This window comes from Streptomyces botrytidirepellens (assembly GCF_003721215.1).
Classification (GTDB): Bacteria; Actinomycetota; Actinomycetes; order Streptomycetales; family Streptomycetaceae; genus Streptomyces; species Streptomyces himastatinicus.
Map to the genome: position 1 here is coordinate 1 of NZ_RIBZ01000324.1, position 18354 is coordinate 18354.

General features: G+C 71.2%; 17 protein-coding genes. 11 read left to right on the forward strand and 6 right to left on the reverse strand.

Translation table 11 applies throughout. From position 1 onward, the window contains the following. The 5 genes from EEJ42_RS28695 to EEJ42_RS28715 all read left to right on the forward strand — a co-directional run. Positions 1 to 628 (forward strand): TetR/AcrR family transcriptional regulator (locus tag EEJ42_RS28695; RefSeq protein WP_246097455.1); only part of this gene is annotated, 628 nt, incomplete at its 5' end. 215 nt (positions 629 to 843) lie between these two features. After that, entirely contained in the window at positions 844 to 1869 is a 1026-nt protein-coding gene (locus EEJ42_RS28700; RefSeq protein ID WP_123104424.1) for an endonuclease/exonuclease/phosphatase family protein, read from the forward strand. 137 nt (positions 1870 to 2006) lie between these two features. After that, positions 2007 to 3212: an MFS transporter gene (locus EEJ42_RS28705; protein WP_123104426.1), complete on the forward strand. Its 1206-nt coding sequence runs from the start codon at positions 2007 to 2009 to the stop codon at positions 3210 to 3212. A 199-nt stretch (positions 3213 to 3411) separates the two neighbouring features. Further along, positions 3412 to 4203, forward strand: coding sequence for an RHS repeat-associated core domain-containing protein (locus tag EEJ42_RS28710; protein WP_246097456.1), 792 nt, complete (start codon positions 3412 to 3414; stop codon positions 4201 to 4203). Positions 4204 to 4294: 91 nt separating this feature from the next. Then, positions 4295 to 4624, forward strand: a complete 330-nt coding sequence (locus EEJ42_RS28715; protein ID WP_123104430.1) for a hypothetical protein — start codon at positions 4295 to 4297, stop codon at positions 4622 to 4624. A gap of 55 nt (positions 4625 to 4679) precedes the next feature. On the opposite strand, the gene EEJ42_RS28720 is transcribed toward EEJ42_RS28715, so the two are convergent. Continuing rightward, entirely contained in the window at positions 4680 to 5606 is a 927-nt protein-coding gene (locus tag EEJ42_RS28720) for an NADP-dependent oxidoreductase (protein WP_123104432.1), read from the reverse strand. 81 nt (positions 5607 to 5687) lie between these two features. Here EEJ42_RS28720 and EEJ42_RS28725 point away from each other — a divergent pair, with 81 nt between their 5' ends. Beyond that, positions 5688 to 6317: a TetR/AcrR family transcriptional regulator gene (locus EEJ42_RS28725; protein ID WP_123104434.1), complete on the forward strand. Its 630-nt coding sequence runs from the start codon at positions 5688 to 5690 to the stop codon at positions 6315 to 6317. A 10-nt stretch (positions 6318 to 6327) separates the two neighbouring features. Continuing rightward, on the forward strand, positions 6328 to 7110 hold the full coding sequence (locus EEJ42_RS28730; RefSeq protein ID WP_123104436.1) for an alpha/beta fold hydrolase: 783 nt from the start codon (positions 6328 to 6330) through the stop codon (positions 7108 to 7110). Positions 7111 to 7115: 5 nt separating this feature from the next. Here EEJ42_RS28730 and EEJ42_RS28735 read toward each other — a convergent pair whose 3' ends face one another. From EEJ42_RS28735 to EEJ42_RS28750, 4 genes are all read right to left on the reverse strand, one after another. Next, entirely contained in the window at positions 7116 to 8261 is a 1146-nt protein-coding gene (locus EEJ42_RS28735; RefSeq protein ID WP_123104438.1) for an RNA polymerase sigma factor, read from the reverse strand. Beyond that, on the reverse strand, positions 8254 to 8676 hold the full coding sequence (locus EEJ42_RS28740; protein ID WP_063735685.1) for a YciI family protein: 423 nt from the start codon (positions 8674 to 8676) through the stop codon (positions 8254 to 8256). Before EEJ42_RS28740 ends, EEJ42_RS28735 begins: the two co-directional genes overlap by 8 nt. Positions 8677 to 8774: 98 nt before the next feature. Further along, positions 8775 to 10535: an NAD+ synthase gene (locus tag EEJ42_RS28745; RefSeq protein WP_184503319.1), complete on the reverse strand. Its 1761-nt coding sequence runs from the start codon at positions 10533 to 10535 to the stop codon at positions 8775 to 8777. An 88-nt stretch (positions 10536 to 10623) separates the two neighbouring features. Beyond that, entirely contained in the window at positions 10624 to 12219 is a 1596-nt protein-coding gene (locus tag EEJ42_RS28750; protein WP_123104440.1) for a multicopper oxidase family protein, read from the reverse strand. Positions 12220 to 12653: 434 nt separating this feature from the next. Between EEJ42_RS28750 and glnA the strand changes: the two genes are divergently transcribed. Further along, the gene (glnA, locus tag EEJ42_RS28755; protein WP_123104442.1) at positions 12654 to 14015 is read left to right on the forward strand and encodes a type I glutamate--ammonia ligase; all 1362 of its coding nucleotides are present in this window, start codon (positions 12654 to 12656) and stop codon (positions 14013 to 14015) included. Positions 14016 to 14056: 41 nt separating this feature from the next. Here the strand turns inward: glnA and EEJ42_RS28760 are convergent, their stop codons facing one another. Then, positions 14057 to 15040, reverse strand: a complete 984-nt coding sequence (locus EEJ42_RS28760) for a LacI family DNA-binding transcriptional regulator (protein ID WP_123104444.1) — start codon at positions 15038 to 15040, stop codon at positions 14057 to 14059. 395 nt (positions 15041 to 15435) lie between these two features. Between EEJ42_RS28760 and EEJ42_RS28765 the strand changes: the two genes are divergently transcribed. The 3 genes from EEJ42_RS28765 (at position 15436) to EEJ42_RS28775 (ending at position 18345) form a co-directional block, all read left to right on the forward strand. Next, on the forward strand, positions 15436 to 16386 hold the full coding sequence (locus EEJ42_RS28765) for a sugar phosphate isomerase/epimerase family protein (protein ID WP_123104446.1): 951 nt from the start codon (positions 15436 to 15438) through the stop codon (positions 16384 to 16386). A gap of 122 nt (positions 16387 to 16508) precedes the next feature. Further along, entirely contained in the window at positions 16509 to 17927 is a 1419-nt protein-coding gene (locus EEJ42_RS28770) for a sugar porter family MFS transporter (RefSeq protein ID WP_123104448.1), read from the forward strand. A 46-nt stretch (positions 17928 to 17973) separates the two neighbouring features. Further along, positions 17974 to 18345, forward strand: coding sequence for a universal stress protein (locus EEJ42_RS28775; protein ID WP_123104450.1), 372 nt, complete (start codon positions 17974 to 17976; stop codon positions 18343 to 18345). Positions 18346 to 18354 lie beyond the last annotated feature (9 nt).

Here is an 18354-nt window from a genome sequence, read left to right on the forward strand (position 1 = left end):
CGACGCCCGGGCCGACGCCGCATCGGCATCCGGCCCGGCCGGGCCCTCGGCGCGCGGACGGCCGCGCAGCGCCGCCACCGACGCCGCGATCATCGAGGCCGCGCTGCGGCTGCTGGAGGAGGGCGCGTCCGTCGGCGCGCTGTCCATCGAGGGGATCGCGCGCGCGGCGGGGGTGGCCAAGGCCACCGTCTACCGCCGCTGGCCGGGCAAGGACGCGCTGATGCTGGACGTCCTGCGGTCGCTGGAGGAGCCGGGCCCCCGACCGGCCGGGGTCTCGGTCCGCGACGACCTCGTCACCATCCTGGAGTTCATGCGGCGGCGCGGGCTGGCCAAGCGGAACTCCGCCCTGATGCGCAGCATCCTGGCCCAGATGCACGCCCACCGGGAGCTGTGGCGGGCGTACGACGAGAACGTCATCGAGGTCCGCCGGGAACTGCTGCGGTCGGTGCTGCGGCGGGGCGTCGCGAACGGTGAGATCCGGGCGGACACCGACCCCGAGCTGCTGGCCGACCTGTTCACCGGGCCGATGCTGTCGCGCGCCATCCTGCACGAGTGGCGGGAGTTGCCGGAGGGGCTGGCCGAACGGATCGTGGACACCGTTCTGGAGGGGGTCTCGGCACGCGGCTGAGACGGCGTGTGCGAGCGTATGACGGACGGCGCGTCCCGATGCCTTTGTGCCTGTTGCGTCACAACCGCCCCCGTTGTCGCGGGAACCGGAACCCCTGCCCACCGCCCGGGCGTCCACCGGGCAGGGACGCCCGGTGGGGGCGTCGGGAATGCCCTGGTCATCGCCTAGGGTCGTGAGCGATAGGCGGGCAGCGGCAAGTGAGGGACGGACAACGCATGGTGCAGGCGTACACGCAGGAGACGGGACAGTCCGGGGACGCGCCCCAGTGGACCGACTCCCGGTTCGGTCGCCTGCGCGACCGGCTCCGGCACAGCCGCGGAATCTGGCGGCGCGGTCTGGTGCTCGCGGCGTTCGCGGTCCTGCTCGCGCTGATCATGGTCTTCCACGCCGACATCCCCAACCGCGTCGGCAACCTCGGCAGCCTGCTGGAGACCTTCCTGCCGTGGCTCGGGGTGTTCCTCCCGCTGCTGCTGGTGCTCGGCCTGGTGCGGCGTTCGGCGATCGCCCTGCTGGCGCTCGTACTGCCGGTCACCGTCTGGCTGAACCTGTTCGGCGGGCTGATGTTCTCCGACAAGTCCGGCGGCGACGGCGACCTGACCGTCGTCACCCACAACGTCAACGCCGACAACTCCGACCCGGTGACCACCGCGAAGGACGTGGCCGCCTCGGGTGCGCAGGTGGTCGCGCTGGAGGAGCTGACCGCCAAGGCCGTGCCGACGTACGCGAAGGCGCTCAAGAGCACCTACCGCTACCACGCCGTGCAGGGCACGGTCGGGGTGTGGAGCAAGTACCCGCTGTCCGGGACCAAGCCGGTCGACATCAAGATGGGCTGGACCCGGGCGCTGCGCACCACCGTCACCGCGCCGGGCGGCGAGGTCGCCGTCTACGTCGCCCATCTCCCCTCCGTGCGCGTGAAGTTCAACGCGGGCTTCACCGCCGGGCAGCGCGACGCGAGCGCCGACGCGCTGGGCGAGGCCATCCGCGACGAGCCGCTGGACAAGGTGGTCCTGCTCGGCGACCTGAACGGCACGATGAACGACCGTTCGCTGGCCCCCGTCACGTCGCAGATGCGCTCCGCGCAGGGCGCCGCGGGCGACGGCTTCGGCTTCAGCTGGCCCGCCTCGTTCCCGATGGCCCGCATCGACCAGATCATGGTGCGCGGGGTGAACCCGGTCTCGGCCTGGACCCTTCAGCAGACGGGCAGTGACCACCTTCCGGTAGCGGCGTCGGTCACTCTCTGAGCCTGCCAATCGAAGATCTAACAAGCTGTTCACCTTGAGGTTGGTGCTCAGGAAATAAAGCGCGTGAGAGACTTTGTTCCGGTAGAGAACATACGCACGCTCGCACGATCTCCTTCCTTACCGGTGAAAGGTCTCTCATGCCCCTGGCACTGCTCGCGCTCGCGATCTCTGCCTTCGGTATCGGCACCACAGAATTCGTGATGATGGGCCTGCTGCCCAACGTCGCCGACGATCTGGGCACCTCGGTGCCGACCGCTGGCTACCTCGTCTCCGCCTACGCCATCGGCGTCGTCATCGGCGCCCCGCTGCTCACCGCCCTCGGTGCGCGCATCCCGCGCAAACGCATGCTCGTGCTGCTCATGGGGCTCTTCACGGTCGGCAACCTCGCCTCCGCGCTCGCCCCCTCGTTCGGGCTGCTGCTCGCCGGCCGGGTGCTCGCCGGGCTGCCGCACGGCGCGTTCTTCGGCGTCGGCGCGGTGGTCGCCTCCCGGCTGGTGAGCGAGGAGAGGCAGGCCCGCGCGGTCGCCACCATGTTCCTGGGCCTGACGATCGCCAACATCGTCGGCGTCCCGGTGGGCACGGCGCTCGGCCAGGGTCTGGGCTGGCGCGCCACCTTCCTGGTCGTCACCGGCATCGGCGTCCTGGCCATGGCCTCGCTCGCCCGGCTCGTCCCGCAGGTGCCGCAGGACCAGCACGGCGGCCTCGCCCACGAGCTGCGCGCCCTCGGCAACCGGCAGGTGCTGCTCGGGCTGCTCACCGCGGTCTTCGGCTTCGCCGGCGTCTTCGCCGTCTACAGCTACCTGGCCTCGATGGTGACCGAGGTCACCGGCTTCGCCGAGTCCTCCGTCACGATCGTGCTCGCCCTCTTCGGCATCGGCATGACCCTGGGCGCGCTGGTCGCGGGGCCCCTCACCGACCGCGCGCTGCGGCCCACGCTGTACGGGTCGCTGACGGCGCTGGCCGTGATGCTGGTGGTGTTCAACTTCACCGTGCACATCAAGTGGGCGGCGCTGGTCTCGGTCGTGCTGCTCGGCGCGGTGGGCTTCATGACCACCACGCCGCTCCAGATGCTCGTCATGAACAAGGCGAAGCACGCCCCGACCCTCGCCTCCGCCTCCAACCACTCCGCCTTCAACCTCGCCAACGCGGGCGGGGCCTGGGTCGGCGGCGTCGCCATCTCCGCCGGCTGGGGCTGGACCTCCCCGACCCTGGTCGGCGCGGTGCTCGCGGTGGTCGGCCTGGCGATAGCGGCGACGGCGGGACTGCTGGACCGCGGGTCCTCGGAGAAGTCCCGGATCGTCGCGGGCAGCGACTCGGTGCCCACGCTGTCCGAGGTGCGCTGACCCGGGTCACGACCGGGACCGAGATGTGGCCCTGTCCGCCGGCCTGTTGGTCGGGGGCAGGGCCACACGCGTTGTCTGCCGCCATAGGTGGCTCCTGGCCCGGGGTGCGGGAGACGGCGCTGGTCCTGGCCATGGCCCTGGGGGCCGAGGCGGCTTTGTCGTCGGCCGAATCCGGGGCCGCCTTCGCGGCATCGTCGGAGTGGTCCCCGAGGGCGGAAGGGGCGCGGCGGAGGCGGCAAAGCAACCGCCTCCATCGATCCGGACGAGGGATGGCACACGCTGTACGGGGGACGGGCTGCTCCGTCATGTCCGCGACGCCGAGGGGCAGTTCGCCGCTACTACCACGGTTGACGGCGGAGGAGTTCTTCAGCTGACAAACCTGCACGGTGACGTGGCGGTGTCCTTGCCGCTCGACCCCTCGCGGGCTGCGGACGTCCGGCATTATGACGAGTACGGCGTACCGCTCACCGGAACATCCGCGGCCACCTACGGATGGCTCGGCGGATACCAGCGGGCCGCTGCACCACCCGGGGGCTCCGTTGTCATGGGGATGAGGGTCTATACGCCGACGACAGGGAGGTTCCTCCAGCCGGACCCGGTCGCCGAGGGGGCGCCGAGCCGGTACGCGTACCCGAGCGACCCGGTCAACGGCTCCGATCTCGACGGTCAGAGGTGGAAGAAGAAAACCTGGCTGGTCAAGAAGAAGAAGGCCAAGAAGCTGGCCACGTCGCTCAAGGCTGGAGCCCGGTTGCTGAGTGCGTTCGGACGGATCGGCATCACGATCCCTTCCTGGGCGTCACGGATCATAGGCCTCGTCCTGGAGGCGGTCGGTGGTGGCGTGCGCTGGTTGGCCACTGAAATCCAGCTGAAGGCCGCCATGCCCAAGAGCAAGGGCGTAAAGATCACCGTTGGATGGTGGCAGAAATACGGTTCCTGGTGGAACAAGTGGATCATCTATCCGCGCGTACAGGTGAAGCGCTGGAAGAAGTAGCGGACGGCTACCGAAGGGTGTCGGGGCGGTGTCAACCTGCCCCGACACCTCGGGCGGACGCGCTGCCAGTACTCAAACGGAAGGAAAAGCAGTGCTTATACTCCAGGGCGTTCTCCTCGTTCTCCTGCTCGTGCAAGCCATCGCCGTCGTGAGGCATGCCAAGAGCTGGGAGCTGGAAATGGCGACGACGGCGGGATTCATCGCCGGCGCTGTCTTGTTCCCCCCTGGCGAATGGCAACTGACGGAGACGGCCTTACGAGTCTTCGTCGCCGTGGGCATCGCGCCGACGGTGGAGAGAGTTGCCATGTGGGCCGGTGTCCCCAAGGAGGGCATTCGGGGGCGGTCTGGCCTTGCCTTCTGGTGCGCCGCGGCCCTGAGCGCCCTTCTGGGCGCCGTGGTCGCTTCCGTTGATCTGAGCTGACGGGGGCGGACGGGGTGGCGGAGCGGCTCCGTCATCCCTGCTACGGCGTCCGGTGCTACGGCACCGTCAGCACGACCTTCCCGCGGACATGGCCGGCGGCGCTCACCTCGTGCGCCTTCGCCGCGTCCGCCAGCGGGAACACCCCGTGCAGCGGCACCCGGAACCGGCCCTCGGCGGCCAGCCGCGCCGCCACCGCGAGCCCCTCGTAGCCGGGCGTATCCCCGCTTCCGGCCCAGGTCAGATGGACGCCGTGCTCATGAGCGCCCATATCGGCCACCGACACCACGCGCTTCGCGTCCCCCGCGAGGGCGACGAGGTCCGGCAGCGAGCCCGAGCCCGCCGCGTCCAGCACCGCGTGGACACCGCCGGGTGCCAGCGCCGCGACCCGTTCCGCGAGGCCGGGGCCGTAGGTGGTGGGCACCGCTCCGAGCCCGGTGAGGAAGTCGTGGTTCGCCTCCCGGGCCGTACCGATCACGGTGGCCCCGCGGGCGACCGCGAGCTGGACCGTCGCCGTGCCGACGCCCCCGGCCGCGCCCTCGACCAGCAGCGTCGTCCCCTCGCCGACGTCCAGCAGACGCAGGGCGCGGGTCGCGGTCTCCACATTGCCGCCCGCCCCGGCCGCCTCCTCCCAGCTCAGCGCGTCCGGCTTGGCGGCCCAGGCGACCAGCACGGCGAACTCGGCCGCCGCGCCCCCGAACTTCTCGAAGTCGACCACCCCGAACACCGCGTCCCCGACCGCGACGCCGCCGACCCCCTCCCCGACCTCGTCCACGACCCCCGAGGCGTCGATCCCGGGGATGTGCGGCCAGTCGAGCCGCACCTCGATCGGGATCGCCCCCGAGCGCAGCTTCCAGTCCGCCGGGGTGACCCCGACGGCCCGTACGGCGATACGGATCTCGCCGGGCCCGGCGTGCGGCTCCTCGGCCTCGCCGACGGTGAGCACCTCCGGCGGGCCCTGCTCGGAGTACTGCAAAGCGAACATTTCGGTACCTCTCACTCGACTGCGGCCGACGCTAACAGCGAATTGGAACAGGGCGTCCGTTTGCGCCTAAAGTGAGAGAGCATGACCGACGAACTGTCTCGGAAGCGCGCCGACGCCCGGCGCAACCGCGAGCTCATCACCGAGGCCGCCCGCGCCACCTTCGCCGCCCATGGGCTCGATGTGCCCATGCGCGCCATCGCCCGCCGCGCCGGAGTGGGACCCGCGACGCTCTACCGCCACTTCCCCACCAAAGAGGCGCTCATCGCCGAAACCTTCGCCGTCCAGATGGGGCGGTGCGTCGCGACTCTCGACGCCGCCCTCGACGACCCCGACCCCTGGCGCGGCTTCTGCGCCGTCATCGAGAAGGTCTGCGCCACGCAGGCCGTGGACCGCGGCTTCACCGCCGCCCTCCTCGACTCGATGACCACCGACTTCGCGCGCGTCCGCGACCACAACGCGCGCCGCTTCGCCGAGCTGACGCGGCGCGCCCAGCGGAGCGGACAGCTGCGCTCCGACTTCGTGCCGGGCGACCTCAAGCTGCTGATCCTGGCCAACGGGGGCCTCGACGCGGAGCCCCCCGCCGCCGCGCGCGCCGCCTCCCGCCGCCTGGTGGCCCTGCTGCTCCAGTCCCTCCGCGCCCACCCGACCGACCCGCCCACGCCTCTGCCGCCGCCCGCGCCGCTTGACTTTCGCATCGATGTGAGGCTTTAGCGTCCCCGCCATGACCACCACATCCCCCCTGGGACGCACCGTCCGGGGCACCGGCCCCGGACTCCTCCTCGCCCACGGCGCCACCGGCTCCGTCGACGCCAACTACGGCCCCCTGCTGGACGGCCTGGCCGCCCACCACCGCGTCGTCGGCCCCGACTACCCCGGCTCGGGCCGCACCCCGCGCGCGACCGACCCCCTGGACCTGGACGGGCTCGCCGACGCGCTCGTCGCCACCGCCGTCGAAGAGGGCCTGGACACCTTCGCCGTCGCCGGATACTCCCTGGGCACCCCGCTCGCCGTCCGCGCCGCCACCCGCCACCCCTCCCGGGTCACCGCCCTCGTCCTCACCGCCGCCTTCGCCCACCCGGGCGCGCGGATGCGGCTCCTGCTGGACGACTGGCTGCGGCTGCTGCGCGCCGACGACGGCCACGGTGCGGTGGCCCGCTGGACGGCGCTGCTCGGCGCCGGAGCGCCCTACCTGGACCGGATGCCCGCCGACGAACTGGCCGCCACGATCGCCGCGACCCGCGACTCCATCCCGCCGGGCGCGGTCGACCAGGTGCTCCTGGGCACCCGGGCCGACGTCCGCGCGGACCTGCCCCGCGTGGCGGTCCCCACCCTGGTGATCTCCACGATCCACGACGTGATGGTCACCCCGCACCACCACCACGAGGTCGCCGCGGGCATCCCCGACGCGAAGCTGACCGAACTCCCCACCGGCCACCTCCCCTTCGTGGAGGCTCCAGCGGAGTGGCTGACCCTGATACGCGAGTTCCTGGCCCCCACCGCGTAGCCGCTTCAGCGGAGGTGGGTGTTGAGGCGGGCGGCCTGGCGCGTCAGGTAGTCGCGCTCGGCGAGGTTGGGTGCGGCGTGGGCCGCCTCGGCGTACAGCCGCGCCGCCGTCGCCAGGTCGCCGTCGCGCTCATGGAGGTACGCCGCCACCGCCGCACGGCGGGGCAACGAGGCGTCGTCCACCTCGGCGAGCGCCGCCAGCCCGGCGCGCGGTCCGTCGGCCTCGCCGACGGCCACCGCGCGGTTGAGCCGGACGACCGGGCTGTCCGTCAGGCGCACCAGCTCGTCGTACCACTCCACGATCTGCACCCAATCGGTCTCCCCGGCGGTGGGCGCGTCGGCGTGAAGTGCGGCGATGGCGGCCTGGGCCTGGAACTCGCCCAGCCGGTCCCGGGCGAGTGCCGCCTGAAGGATCTCCACGCCCTCGGCGATCGAGCGGGTGTCCCACCGGCCGCGGTCCTGCTCGGCCAGCGGCACCAGGCTGCCGTCGGGCGCGGTCCGGGTGGCGCGCCGGGCGTGGTGGAGCAGCATCAGCGCGAGCAGCCCCGCCACCTCGGGGTGGTCGACCCGGGCCGCGAGCTGCCGGGTCAGCCGGATGGCCTCGGCGGCGAGGTCGACGTCGCCGGAGTAGCCTTCGTTGAAGACCAGGTAGAGGACGCGCAGCACGGTGGCGACGTCGCCGGGCTGGTCGAACCGCACGCCCGAGACGGTGCGCTTGGCCCGGCTGATCCGCTGCGCCATGGTCGCCTCGGGCACCAGATAGGCCGCGGCGATCTGGCGGGTGGTCAGCCCGCCGACGGCGCGCAGCGTGAGCGCGACCGCGGACGACGGCGTCAGCGACGGGTGGGCGCACAGGAAGTAGAGCTGGAGCGTGTCGTCCACCGCGGGCGCGGGGCCGGGCGCCGGTTCCTCGTCGACGCGGTCCTCACGGCGGCGCCGGGCGGCGTCCGCCCGGGTCGCGTCGAGGAACTTGCGCCAGGCCACGGTGACCAGCCAGCCCTTCGGGTCCCGCGGCAAGTCGACGGGCCAGACGCGGACCGCCTCGACAAGAGCCTCCTGAACGGCATCCTCGGCCGCCGCGAAGTCGGCTCCGCGGCGGACGAGGACGGTGAGCACGCTGGGCGTGAGGCTCCTGAGGAGGGCCTCATCCATGGCCGAGGCACTCCGTGATGGTGGGCGGCGCGGCCAGGAACGGGCGCACCTCCAGCCACTCGTGGATCGGCTTCCCGCCCGCCCCGGGGGCGGCCGACAGCTCCCCGGCCAGCTCGACGGCGCGCTCGTAGCTGTCGACGTCGATCACCATCCACCCGGCGATCAGGTCCTTGGTCTCCGCGAACGGGCCGTCGGTGACCGGCGGGCGCCCCTCACCGTCGTACCGGACCCACGTCCCCTCGGGGGCGAGCGCCTGGCCGTCGACGAACTCGCCCGTCTTCTCCAGCCGGGCCGCGAAGTCGTTCATGTACGCGATGTGCGCCGAGACCTCTTCCGGCGCCCACTGGTCCATGGGCACGTCGTTGACCGCTGCCGGAGCGCCGCGGTAGTGCTTGAGCAGCAAGTACTTGGCCATGATGGTTCTCCTCGGTGCTGGTGCGGCCCATTGTGGCCGCCTTCACCCCGGGGACGGAGCCGGTTACGGGTTCTCGACATGGCCGCCGGAATTAATTTTCAGCCGTGTTCGCGCCAGCGGTTGGTGATCGGCAGGCGGCGGTCCTTGCCGAAGCCCTTGGCGGAGATCTTCGTCCCCGGCGGGTACTGGCGCCGCTTGTACTCGGCGGTGTCGACCAGCCGCAGGATCCGCGTCACCAGCTCATCGTCGTAGCCCGCCGCGACGATCTCCTGACGGCCCTGGTCGCGGTCCACGTACAGCTCCAGGATCCGGTCGAGCACGTCGTAGTCCGGGAGGGAGTCGGTGTCGACCTGGCCCGGGCGCAGCTCGGCGCTCGGCGGCTTGGTGATGGAGTTCTCGGGGATGGGCGGGGTCTGGCCCCGCTCCTCCGCGGCCCGGTTGCGCCACTTCGCGAGCCGGAAGATGGAGGTCTTGTAGACGTCCTTGATGGGGCCGTACGCGCCCACGGAGTCCCCGTACAGCGTCGAGTACCCGCACGCCAGCTCGGACTTGTTGCCCGGGGCGAGGACGATGTGGCCCTCCTGGTTGGAGATCGCCATCAGCATCGTGCCGCGCAGCCGCGACTGGAGGTTCTCCTCGGCGAGCCCGGTGAGGTGCAGCGACCCCATGTAGGCGTCGAACATCGGGGCGATCGGGACGGTGCGGAAGTTGAGCCCGGTGCGCCGCGCCAGCTCCGTCGCGTCGCCGACCGAGTGCTCGGAGGAGTAGCGGGACGGCATGGCCACGCCGTAGACGTTCTGCGCGCCCACCGCGTCGCACGCGATCGCCGCGACGAGGGCGGAGTCGATGCCGCCGGAGAGCCCGATCAGCACACTGCGGAATCCGTTCTTCGCGACGTACGCCCGCAGGCCCACCACCAGCGCGGTGTAGATCTCCTCGTCGTCGCCGAGCCGCTCCGCCTCGCCGCCCGCGAGGCCCGGTTCCGGGTCGTAGGCCGGGAGGGGGCCGGCGGAGAGGGTGCGGTGGTCGATGCGCAGCCCGTCGTCCACGACGCCCTCCGGGACCGCGTCCGGGTCGGCGGCGGGCAGGTCGAGGTCGACCACGACGCAGCCCTCGGCGAACTGCGGGGCGCGGGCGATCACCTCGCCGTCGCGGTCGACGATGATCGAGTCGCCGTCGAAGACCAGCTCGTCCTGGCCGCCGATCATCGCCAGGTACGCGGTGGTGCAGCCCGCCTCCTGGGCGCGCTTGCGGACCAGGTCCAGCCGGGTGTCGTCCTTCTCGCGCTCGTACGGCGAGGCGTTGATCGACAGCAGCAGCCCGGCCCCGGCGGAGTGGGCGGCGGGCACCCGGCCGCCGTCCTGCCACAGGTCCTCGCAGATGGCGAGCGCGACGTCGATGCCGTGGACGCGGACGACGGGCATGGTGTCGCCGGGCACGAAGTAGCGGAACTCGTCGAAGACGCCGTAGTTCGGCAGATGGTGCTTGGCGAAGGTGAGCGCGATCGAGCCGCGGTGCAGCACGGCGGCGGCGTTCTGCGGGGAGCCGGCCGGCTGGCCGTACCGCCGGGCCCGCTCGCTGCGGTCGAGGTAGCCGACGATCACCGGCAGCTCGCCGAGGCCCTCGGCGTCCAGCCGCTCGGCCAGCGCGCGCAGCGCGGTGCGCGACGCCTCGACGAAGGAGGAGCGCAGCGCGAGGTCCTCGACGGGGTACCCGGTCAGCACCATCTCGGGGAACGCCACCAGATGGGCGCCCTGCTCGGCGGAGTGCCGGGTCCAGTGGACTATCGACTCGGCGTTTCCGGCGAGGTCGCCGACGGTCGAGTCGATCTGGTTCAGAGCGAGGCGAAGTTGAGGCACGGCGCCCAGTGTAATCGTCTGTCTGACGCGATGGCCGGTGCGTGTCCGAGGTCTCCTCGCCCGGCTCCGGACCCGGCCCGGGCCGCGGTTACTTCTGGTAACCAAGGATGGTCATCATCCCCGATTCCGAGTGGTAGACGTTGTGGCAGTGGACCATCCACAGCCCCGGATTGTCCGCGTCGAAGTCGAGGCTGACCTTCCGGTGCGGCAGCAGGATCGTGGTGTCCTTGCGCGGTCCGCCGTCCGACAGCTGGTAGGTGTGGCCGTGCACATGCACCGGGTGCCACATCGGGGTGCCGTTGATGAAGGTCAGCCGCACCCGCTCGCCCGCCCGCACCGGATAGCGCTGCGTCGGGTCGTACGGCCTGCCGTTGATCCCCCAGTCGAACTTCCGCATCGAGCCCGTGAGCCGCAGCCTGAGCTCGCGGTCCGGCGGGCGCGGCTCCAGCCGTACCGATTCCGCGGCCTTCAGCTGCGCCGCCCATACCAGCTTGCCGTCCAGCTCCTTGGGGCGCGTGAACGTCTTGGACTTCCTGCCGCTCGTGTGGAGCACGGCCAGCGTGGACCGCTTCTTGCCCTCGGCGACGGCGGCGAGCGGGAACACCCCGCTCTTCGCGGTCACCAGCACGTCGTACCGCTCGCCCATGCCCAGCAGCAGCGCGTCGGTGGTGGTGGGCCGCACGGGGTAGCCGTCGGTGTGGGTGACGGTCATCCTGTGGTCGCCGAGCGCCACCCGGAAGGCGGTGTCGCCGCCCGCGTTGATGATCCGGATCCGGATGCGGTCGCCGCGCTTGGCCCGGAAGACCTGCGGGGAGTCGGGGGTGCGCCCGTTGATGAGGTAGTACGGGTACGTGACGTGGCCCGCTTCGCCGCCCAGCAGCTCGCTCGTGGCGGCGGCCGCCGGGCGGGAGGGGGGCAAGGGGGTGGGGGACGGCGTACCGCCGTGGCGGGACATCAGCGGCATGCCGCTCGCCGCCGTCTCCATGCCGTGGGCCATGGTCCGGCCGCCGTTCAGCTGCCGCAGCACCTTGTCCGGGGTGCGGCCGCCCACCCCGTCGAGCCAGTCGTCGAGGACGACGATCCACTCCTTGTCGTACTCCAGCGGCTCCTTCGGGTCCTCGACGATCAGCGGCGCGTACAGCCCCCGGTCGAGCTGGACGCCGGTGTGGGGGTGGAGCCAGTACGTGCCCGGGTTGACCGCCGTGAAGCGGTAGTCGAAGGCCGTGCCGGTCTTGACGGGCGGCTGGGTGATGCCCGGGACGCCGTCCATGTCGTTGCGCAGCCGGATGCCGTGCCAGTGCAGCGTGGTGGGCTGCGGCAGCTGGTTGACCAGGGTGAGCGCGAGGGTCTCGCCCGCCGTGACCCGGAGCGCCTGGCCTGGCACCTGGTCCTCGTACGCCCAGGACTTCACCTTGCGGGCGCCGAGGTCCAGCGTGGTGGCGGTGGCGGTGAGCTGGACCCGCCGGACCGGACCGGGCCCCCGCCGGTGTTCCCGGTCCCGGACCTCCGGGCCGTGCGGGGAGATGTACTCCGACGGGGGCGCCGCGGCCGGTCCCGCGTGCCCGCCCAGCCCCGAGTTGTCCATTCCGTATTCGCCGCCCGAGGGACTACAGGCGCCGAGCAGACCGCCGCCCGCGACGGCGAATCCCGCGCCGAGCACGGCGCGGCGAGAGGGTTCGTGCATGAGTGAGCACCCCAATGCTGGTGGGAGATGTGCGCATGAGCGGCCGGCGCGTCCACCGCCGAGTCCCTCGCTCCCCATCGGGGCGGGACGCGGCGGACGCGCCGCTCTATGCGCTGCACCAGCAGCCGGTGGCGTTCGCGCACCGCCGTCTCCCCGGGCTCCGGTCTCATCCTCTGATGATCACGACAATACGACAGCTTACCCCTAAGGGGTATCAAAGGGTGCATTGTGGAGGCGGAGGCGGCCTTGAGTCGCCGCACGCACGGGTCCGGGAGCGGGCCGCATGAAAGTACGATGCACACATCGTGTCGGAGCGCGAGGAGCGGGTCCGGGCGGGTCCGAAACCTCGCCGAAACCCCGCCGCGTGATACTGGGGCCGTCGAGGTGCCCCGCGCCCGTTGAAAGAGCCGTTTGACCTGCAAGGATAGGGGACCATGGATAAGCAGCAGGAGTTCGTGCTCCGTACCCTCGAAGAGCGCGACATCCGGTTCGTGCGGCTGTGGTTCACCGACGTCCTCGGCTTCCTCAAGTCCGTGGCCGTCGCACCCGCGGAGCTGGAGGGCGCCTTCGACGAGGGCATCGGCTTCGATGGCTCCGCGATCGAGGGCTTCGCCCGGGTCTACGAGTCCGACATGATCGCCAAGCCGGATCCCGGCACCTTCCAGATCCTGCCCTGGCGCGCCGAGGCCCCCGGGACCGCCCGGATGTTCTGCGACATCCTGATGCCGGACGGCTCCCCCTCCTTCGCCGATCCGCGCTACGTGCTCAAGCGCATCCTCGCCAAGACCTCCGACCTCGGCTTCACCTTCTACACCCACCCCGAGATCGAGTTCTTCCTGCTCAAGCAGAAGCCGATGGACGGCACCCGCCCGGTGCCCGCCGACTCCTCCGGCTACTTCGACCACACCCCGCAGAACATCGGCATGGACTTCCGCCGCCAGGCGATCACCATGCTCGAATCGATGGGCATCTCGGTCGAGTTCTCCCACCACGAGGGCGCCCCCGGCCAGCAGGAGATCGACCTGCGCTACGCCGACGCGCTCTCCACCGCCGACAACATCATGACCTTCCGCCTGGTCATGAAGCAGGTCGCGCTGGAGCAGGGCGTGCAGGCCACCTTCATGCCGAAGCCGTTCTCCGAATACCCCGGCTCGGGCATGCACACCCACCTCTCCCTCTTCGAGGGCGACCGGAACGCGTTCTACGAGTCGGGCGCCGAGTTCCAGCTCTCCAAGGTCGGCCGCTCCTTCATCGCCGGGCTGCTCCGTCACGCCGGGGAGATCTCCGCCGTGACCAACCAGTGGGTCAACTCCTACAAGCGCATCTGGGGCGGCTCCCAGCGCACCGCGGGCGCGGGCGGCGAGGCCCCCTCGTACATCTGCTGGGGCCACAACAACCGCTCCGCCCTCGTCCGGGTCCCCCTCTACAAGCCCGGCAAGACCGGCTCCACCCGCGTCGAGGTCCGCTCCCTGGACTCCGGCGCCAACCCCTACCTCGCCTACGCCGTCCTGCTGGCCGCGGGCCTCAAGGGCATCGAGGGCGGCTACGAACTCCCGGCCGGCGCCGACGACGACGTCTGGGCGCTGTCCGACGCCGAGCGCCGCTCGCTCGGCATCGAGCCGCTGCCGCAGAACCTCGGCGAGGCCATCAACCTCATGGAGCGCAGCGAACTGGTCGCCGAGACGCTCGGCGAGCACGTCTTCGACTTCTTCCTCCGCAACAAGAAGCAGGAGTGGGAGGAGTACCGCTCGGAGGTCACCCCCTTCGAGCTGCGCAAGAGCCTGCCGGTGCTGTAGGTCGCCGATTCCGGCCCTGACCCGGTCCCGCCCCGGCCCGCTTACCGGGCGCGGGGCGGGCCGGTGCTTCCGCGGACGACGAGGGTGGGGTCGAGGATGATGTCCCGGTCGACGGTGCGCCCCTCGTCGAGTCGTTCGACGGCCGTCTGGACGGCGAGCCGGGCCACGTCGGCGGCGTCCTGGCGCACGGATGTGAGGTCGATGAAGGACAGCTGGGCGAGCTGGCTGTCGTCGTAGCCGACGATGGACACGTCCGTCGGCACGGTGAGACCGGCGCGCAGGAACGTGTTGAGCACGCCGTGGGCGCAGCGGTCGTTGCCCGCGATGATCGCGGTGGGCAGGTCGCCCTGCTGGAGGAGTTCGCGGGCCGCCCGGGCGCCGGACTCCTCGGTGTAGTCACCGGGGAGGATCCGGATGTGCTCGGCGAGCCCGTGGCGCCGCATCGCGGTGCGGTAACCGCGCCGCCGTTCGTCGGCGGCGGGCATCGCGCCGCCGTCGATGTGGATGATGGCGCGGTGGCCGAGCCCGGTGAGGTGGTCGACGGCCTGGCGTATCCCCTTGCTGTTGGCGGTCCGGACGACGTCCACGCCGGCCGCCCTCGTGCACGGGTTGATTTCGATGAGGGGCGTGGGGCCCGCGACCGTGACCAGGTTCTCCGGGCTGGACTCGGCGCCGATGATGATGATGGCTTCGCTGCGCAGCCCGAGCAGCTGCTCCACGGCCTGACGCTCGTCGCGGGTGGCGACCATGGCGCTGAGCGCGAGGTGGTAGCCGTGCTTCTCGGCGGCGGGGTAGAGGGCCTCGACGATGCCCACGTCGTGCGGGTGGCGCATGGTGAACAGCACGCCCAGCTGGCGGCTGCGCGTGCGGCGCAGCAACTGGGCGGCGGTGTCGGGGCGGTAGCCCAGCTCCTCGGCCGCCTGGAACACGCGCTGGCGGGTCAGGGAGCTCGCGCCGGGCTGGTTGCGGAACACCAGGGACACGAGGGCCTGTGAGACTCCGACGCGCGCCGCGACGTCGGACATCGTGGGGCGTTTGGGGCGAATGGGTGCCGCTGCGGGCTCGCCTGGTCCGCCGGTGACCCCTGGGTCTCGCATGCGCGCCTCCCGCGTTCAGGTATTGACATGCATCACACCGCGGCTCATAGTACCGGGGAACTAGTACGTATTAGTAGTACGAACAAGTGCCCAGCAGTTCGTCCCACACGACGAGCGGGCGCTGTCGGCAGCGGCTGAACCATGCCCGCACCCACCCGGCACGGGGACAACCGCACCCGTCGAGGCCACCCCGCCATCACCGCTGTCGCCCACGGCCGGACGACCCGTGGAACGCACGGTCCCCGCCCTCAACACGGCCCGCCCCCTATGCGGCCTCCACCCTGAACACGGTCCCCCCGCGCCCTCACTGAGGAGACACAAACATGGACATCGGACTGATGACCGACAGCGTCGCGGCGCTGACCACGAGAGAAACCCTGGACCTCGCCGCCGACCTGGGGCTCGACACCGTCGAGTTCGCCACCGGCAACTGGTCCACCGCACCGCACGTCGACCTCGACCGCCTGCTCGCCGACGAGGCCGCCCGTGCCGAGCTGAGCGCGGCGGTGAGCGGGCGGGGGCTGCGGATCTCGGCGCTCAACGCCAACGGCAACCAGCTCCACCCGGTCACCGGCGCCGAGCAGGACCGTGTCCTCCGCGGCACGATCCGTCTCGCCGGTCTGCTCGGCGTGGACACGGTCGTCTGCATGTCGGGGCTCCCGGCCGCACCGGGCGACAGCACCCCCAACTGGATCACCACCTGCTGGCCGCCGGAGAACACCGAGGTGCTGGAACGCCAGTGGGAGGCCGCCGTTCCGTACTGGCGGCAGCTCGTCGGCTTCGCACGGGACCACGGGGTGCGCCTGGCCCTGGAGATGCACGCCCACCAGCTCGTCTACAACGCCCCGACCCTGCTGCGCCTGCGCGAGGCGGTCGGCCCCGTCGTCGGCGCCAACATGGATCCCAGCCATCTGATGTGGATGGGCGCCGATCCGATCCGCAGCGTCCAGGCGCTCGGCGACGCCATCTACCACGTGCACGCCAAGGACACCCGGCTCGAAGTCGAGCGGCAGGGGCTGACGTCCCGGCTGGAGACCCTGCCGTTCGACCGCGTCGACGACCGGTCCTGGAACTACGTCACCCTCGGCGACGGCCACCCCGGCGGCACCGACTTCTGGTCCGCGTTCATCACCGCACTCCACGCGGCCGGTTACGCGGGAACGCTGAGCATCGAGCACGAAGACCTCGCCCGCACCCCCACCGACGGAGTCCGCCGGTCGGTCGACCTGCTGCGCGCCGCGCTCACCGCCGGACCGGTCGCGGCGGCACGGTAACCCGGCGCAGCCGGACCCCCTGACGTCCCTTTACCTCCCTTACGTCGTACGCCCCCATACGTCCTTACCTCCCCTCACGCCCTTACGTCCCCCTCACGAATGCTCGAAGAGGAGCCACAGGCATGACCAGGACCAGCCCAAGCCCCACCTCCCACGGACTGCCTCCGGACGCACCGGGACCCCACTCGCGACGCCTGGGCCTGGTCTCCGTCATCGTGACCTTCGGCGGCCTGCTGTTCGGTTACGACACCGGCGTGGTCAACGGTGCTCTCGAACCGCTCACCGCCGATCTCGGTCTGACCGCGTTCACCGAGGGAGTGGTCGTCAGCAATCTGGTCTTCGGTGCCGCCTTCGGCGCCATGATCGGCGGAGCCCTGTCCGACCGGTACGGGCGCCGCCACAACATCATCATGCTGTCCCTGGTGTTCATGCTCGGCACCCTGGGCTGCGTCCTGTCGCCGAACTGGCAGGTCCTCGCCCTGTTCCGGTTCATCCTCGGGCTCGCCGTGGGCGGTGCCTCGGCGACCGTTCCGGTCTACCTGGCCGAGCTCGCCCCGGTCGAACGCCGCGGCAGCATCGTCACCCGCAACGAGGTGATGATCGTGTCCGGCCAGTTCGCCGCGTTCGTCATCAACGCCCTCATCTTCAACATCTGGGGCGAGACCGACGGCATCTGGCGGCTCATGCTCCTGGTCGCCGTCCTGCCCGCGATCGGGCTGTTCATCGGCATGCTGCGGCTGCCGGAGAGCCCGCGCTGGCTGGTCGCCCAGGGCCGGGACGACGAGGCGCTCGCGGTCCTGTCCCAGGTCCGCACCGCCGAGCGCGCCCAAGCCGAGATGGCCGAGGTCCACCGGCTCGCCGAGGAGGAGCGGGCCGCCAAGACCGCCGGTGCGGTGGACCTCGGGGTGCGCTGGGTCCGGCTGCTCATCCTGATCGGGGCCGGGCTGGGCATCTGTCAGCAGTTCACCGGCATCAACTCCGTCATGTACTACGGCACCCAGCTCCTCGGCGACGCCGGGTTCTCGGGCGACTCGGCCATCATCGCGAACACCCTGAACGGCGCCTTCAGCGTCATCGGCATCACCGTGGGCCTGTCGGTCATCAACAAGATCAAGCGGCGCACCATGCTGCTCGGCGGCTTCGCCCTGACCACGACGTTCCACCTGCTGGTCGGCCTCTCCGCGATGCTGATGCCCGAGGGCAGCGCGAAGGCCTGGTTCATCCTCGTGTTCGTCGTGCTCTTCGTCTTCTCCATGCAGGCCACCATCGGCCCGCTGGTCTGGCTCATCCTCTCCGAGATGTTCCCGCTGAAGATCCGCAGCATGGCCATCGGCATCAGCATCTTCGTCCTGTGGATGGCCAACGCCCTGGTCGCCCTCGGCTTCCCGCCCGTGGTGAAGGCCATGGGCATCTCGAACACCTTCCTCGGCTTCGCCGCCTTCGGCGTGCTGGCCCTCGCGTTCATCGGGAAGTGCGTCCCCGAGACCAAGGACCGCTCGCTGGAGGAACTGGAGGACGACTTCCGCGCGCGCTACTCCTGATCCATCCCGCCGTGCTCCAAGGCTCTGAAAGAAGGGTTCACCCACCATGACCGTCATGACTGCCGTCGCCGAGGGCCGCGAAGGAGACCAGGCGCTGGCCGCGGGCATCGCCGAAGCCCGGCTGCTGGGCACCGATCTGGTGGTCGTCAACCTGCGCCTGTCGGCGCTGGACCACTCCGGTCTGCCGGAAGACGTCACGATCACGCTCGTCGAGCGCAGCGGCCCCGGCGACCGGGACCCCGTCGACGCCGTCCTGGACGAAATCGAGGCCCGCCCCGGCATCGACCGGCTCGTCATCGGCATCCGCCGCCGCTCCCCGGTGGGCAAGGCCTTCCTGGGCAGCGTCAGCCAGCGGCTGCTGTTGCAGAGCCCCGTCCCCGTCGTCGCGGTCAAGCCCCCGGCCGACCGGTCCCCGTGAACCGGTGGG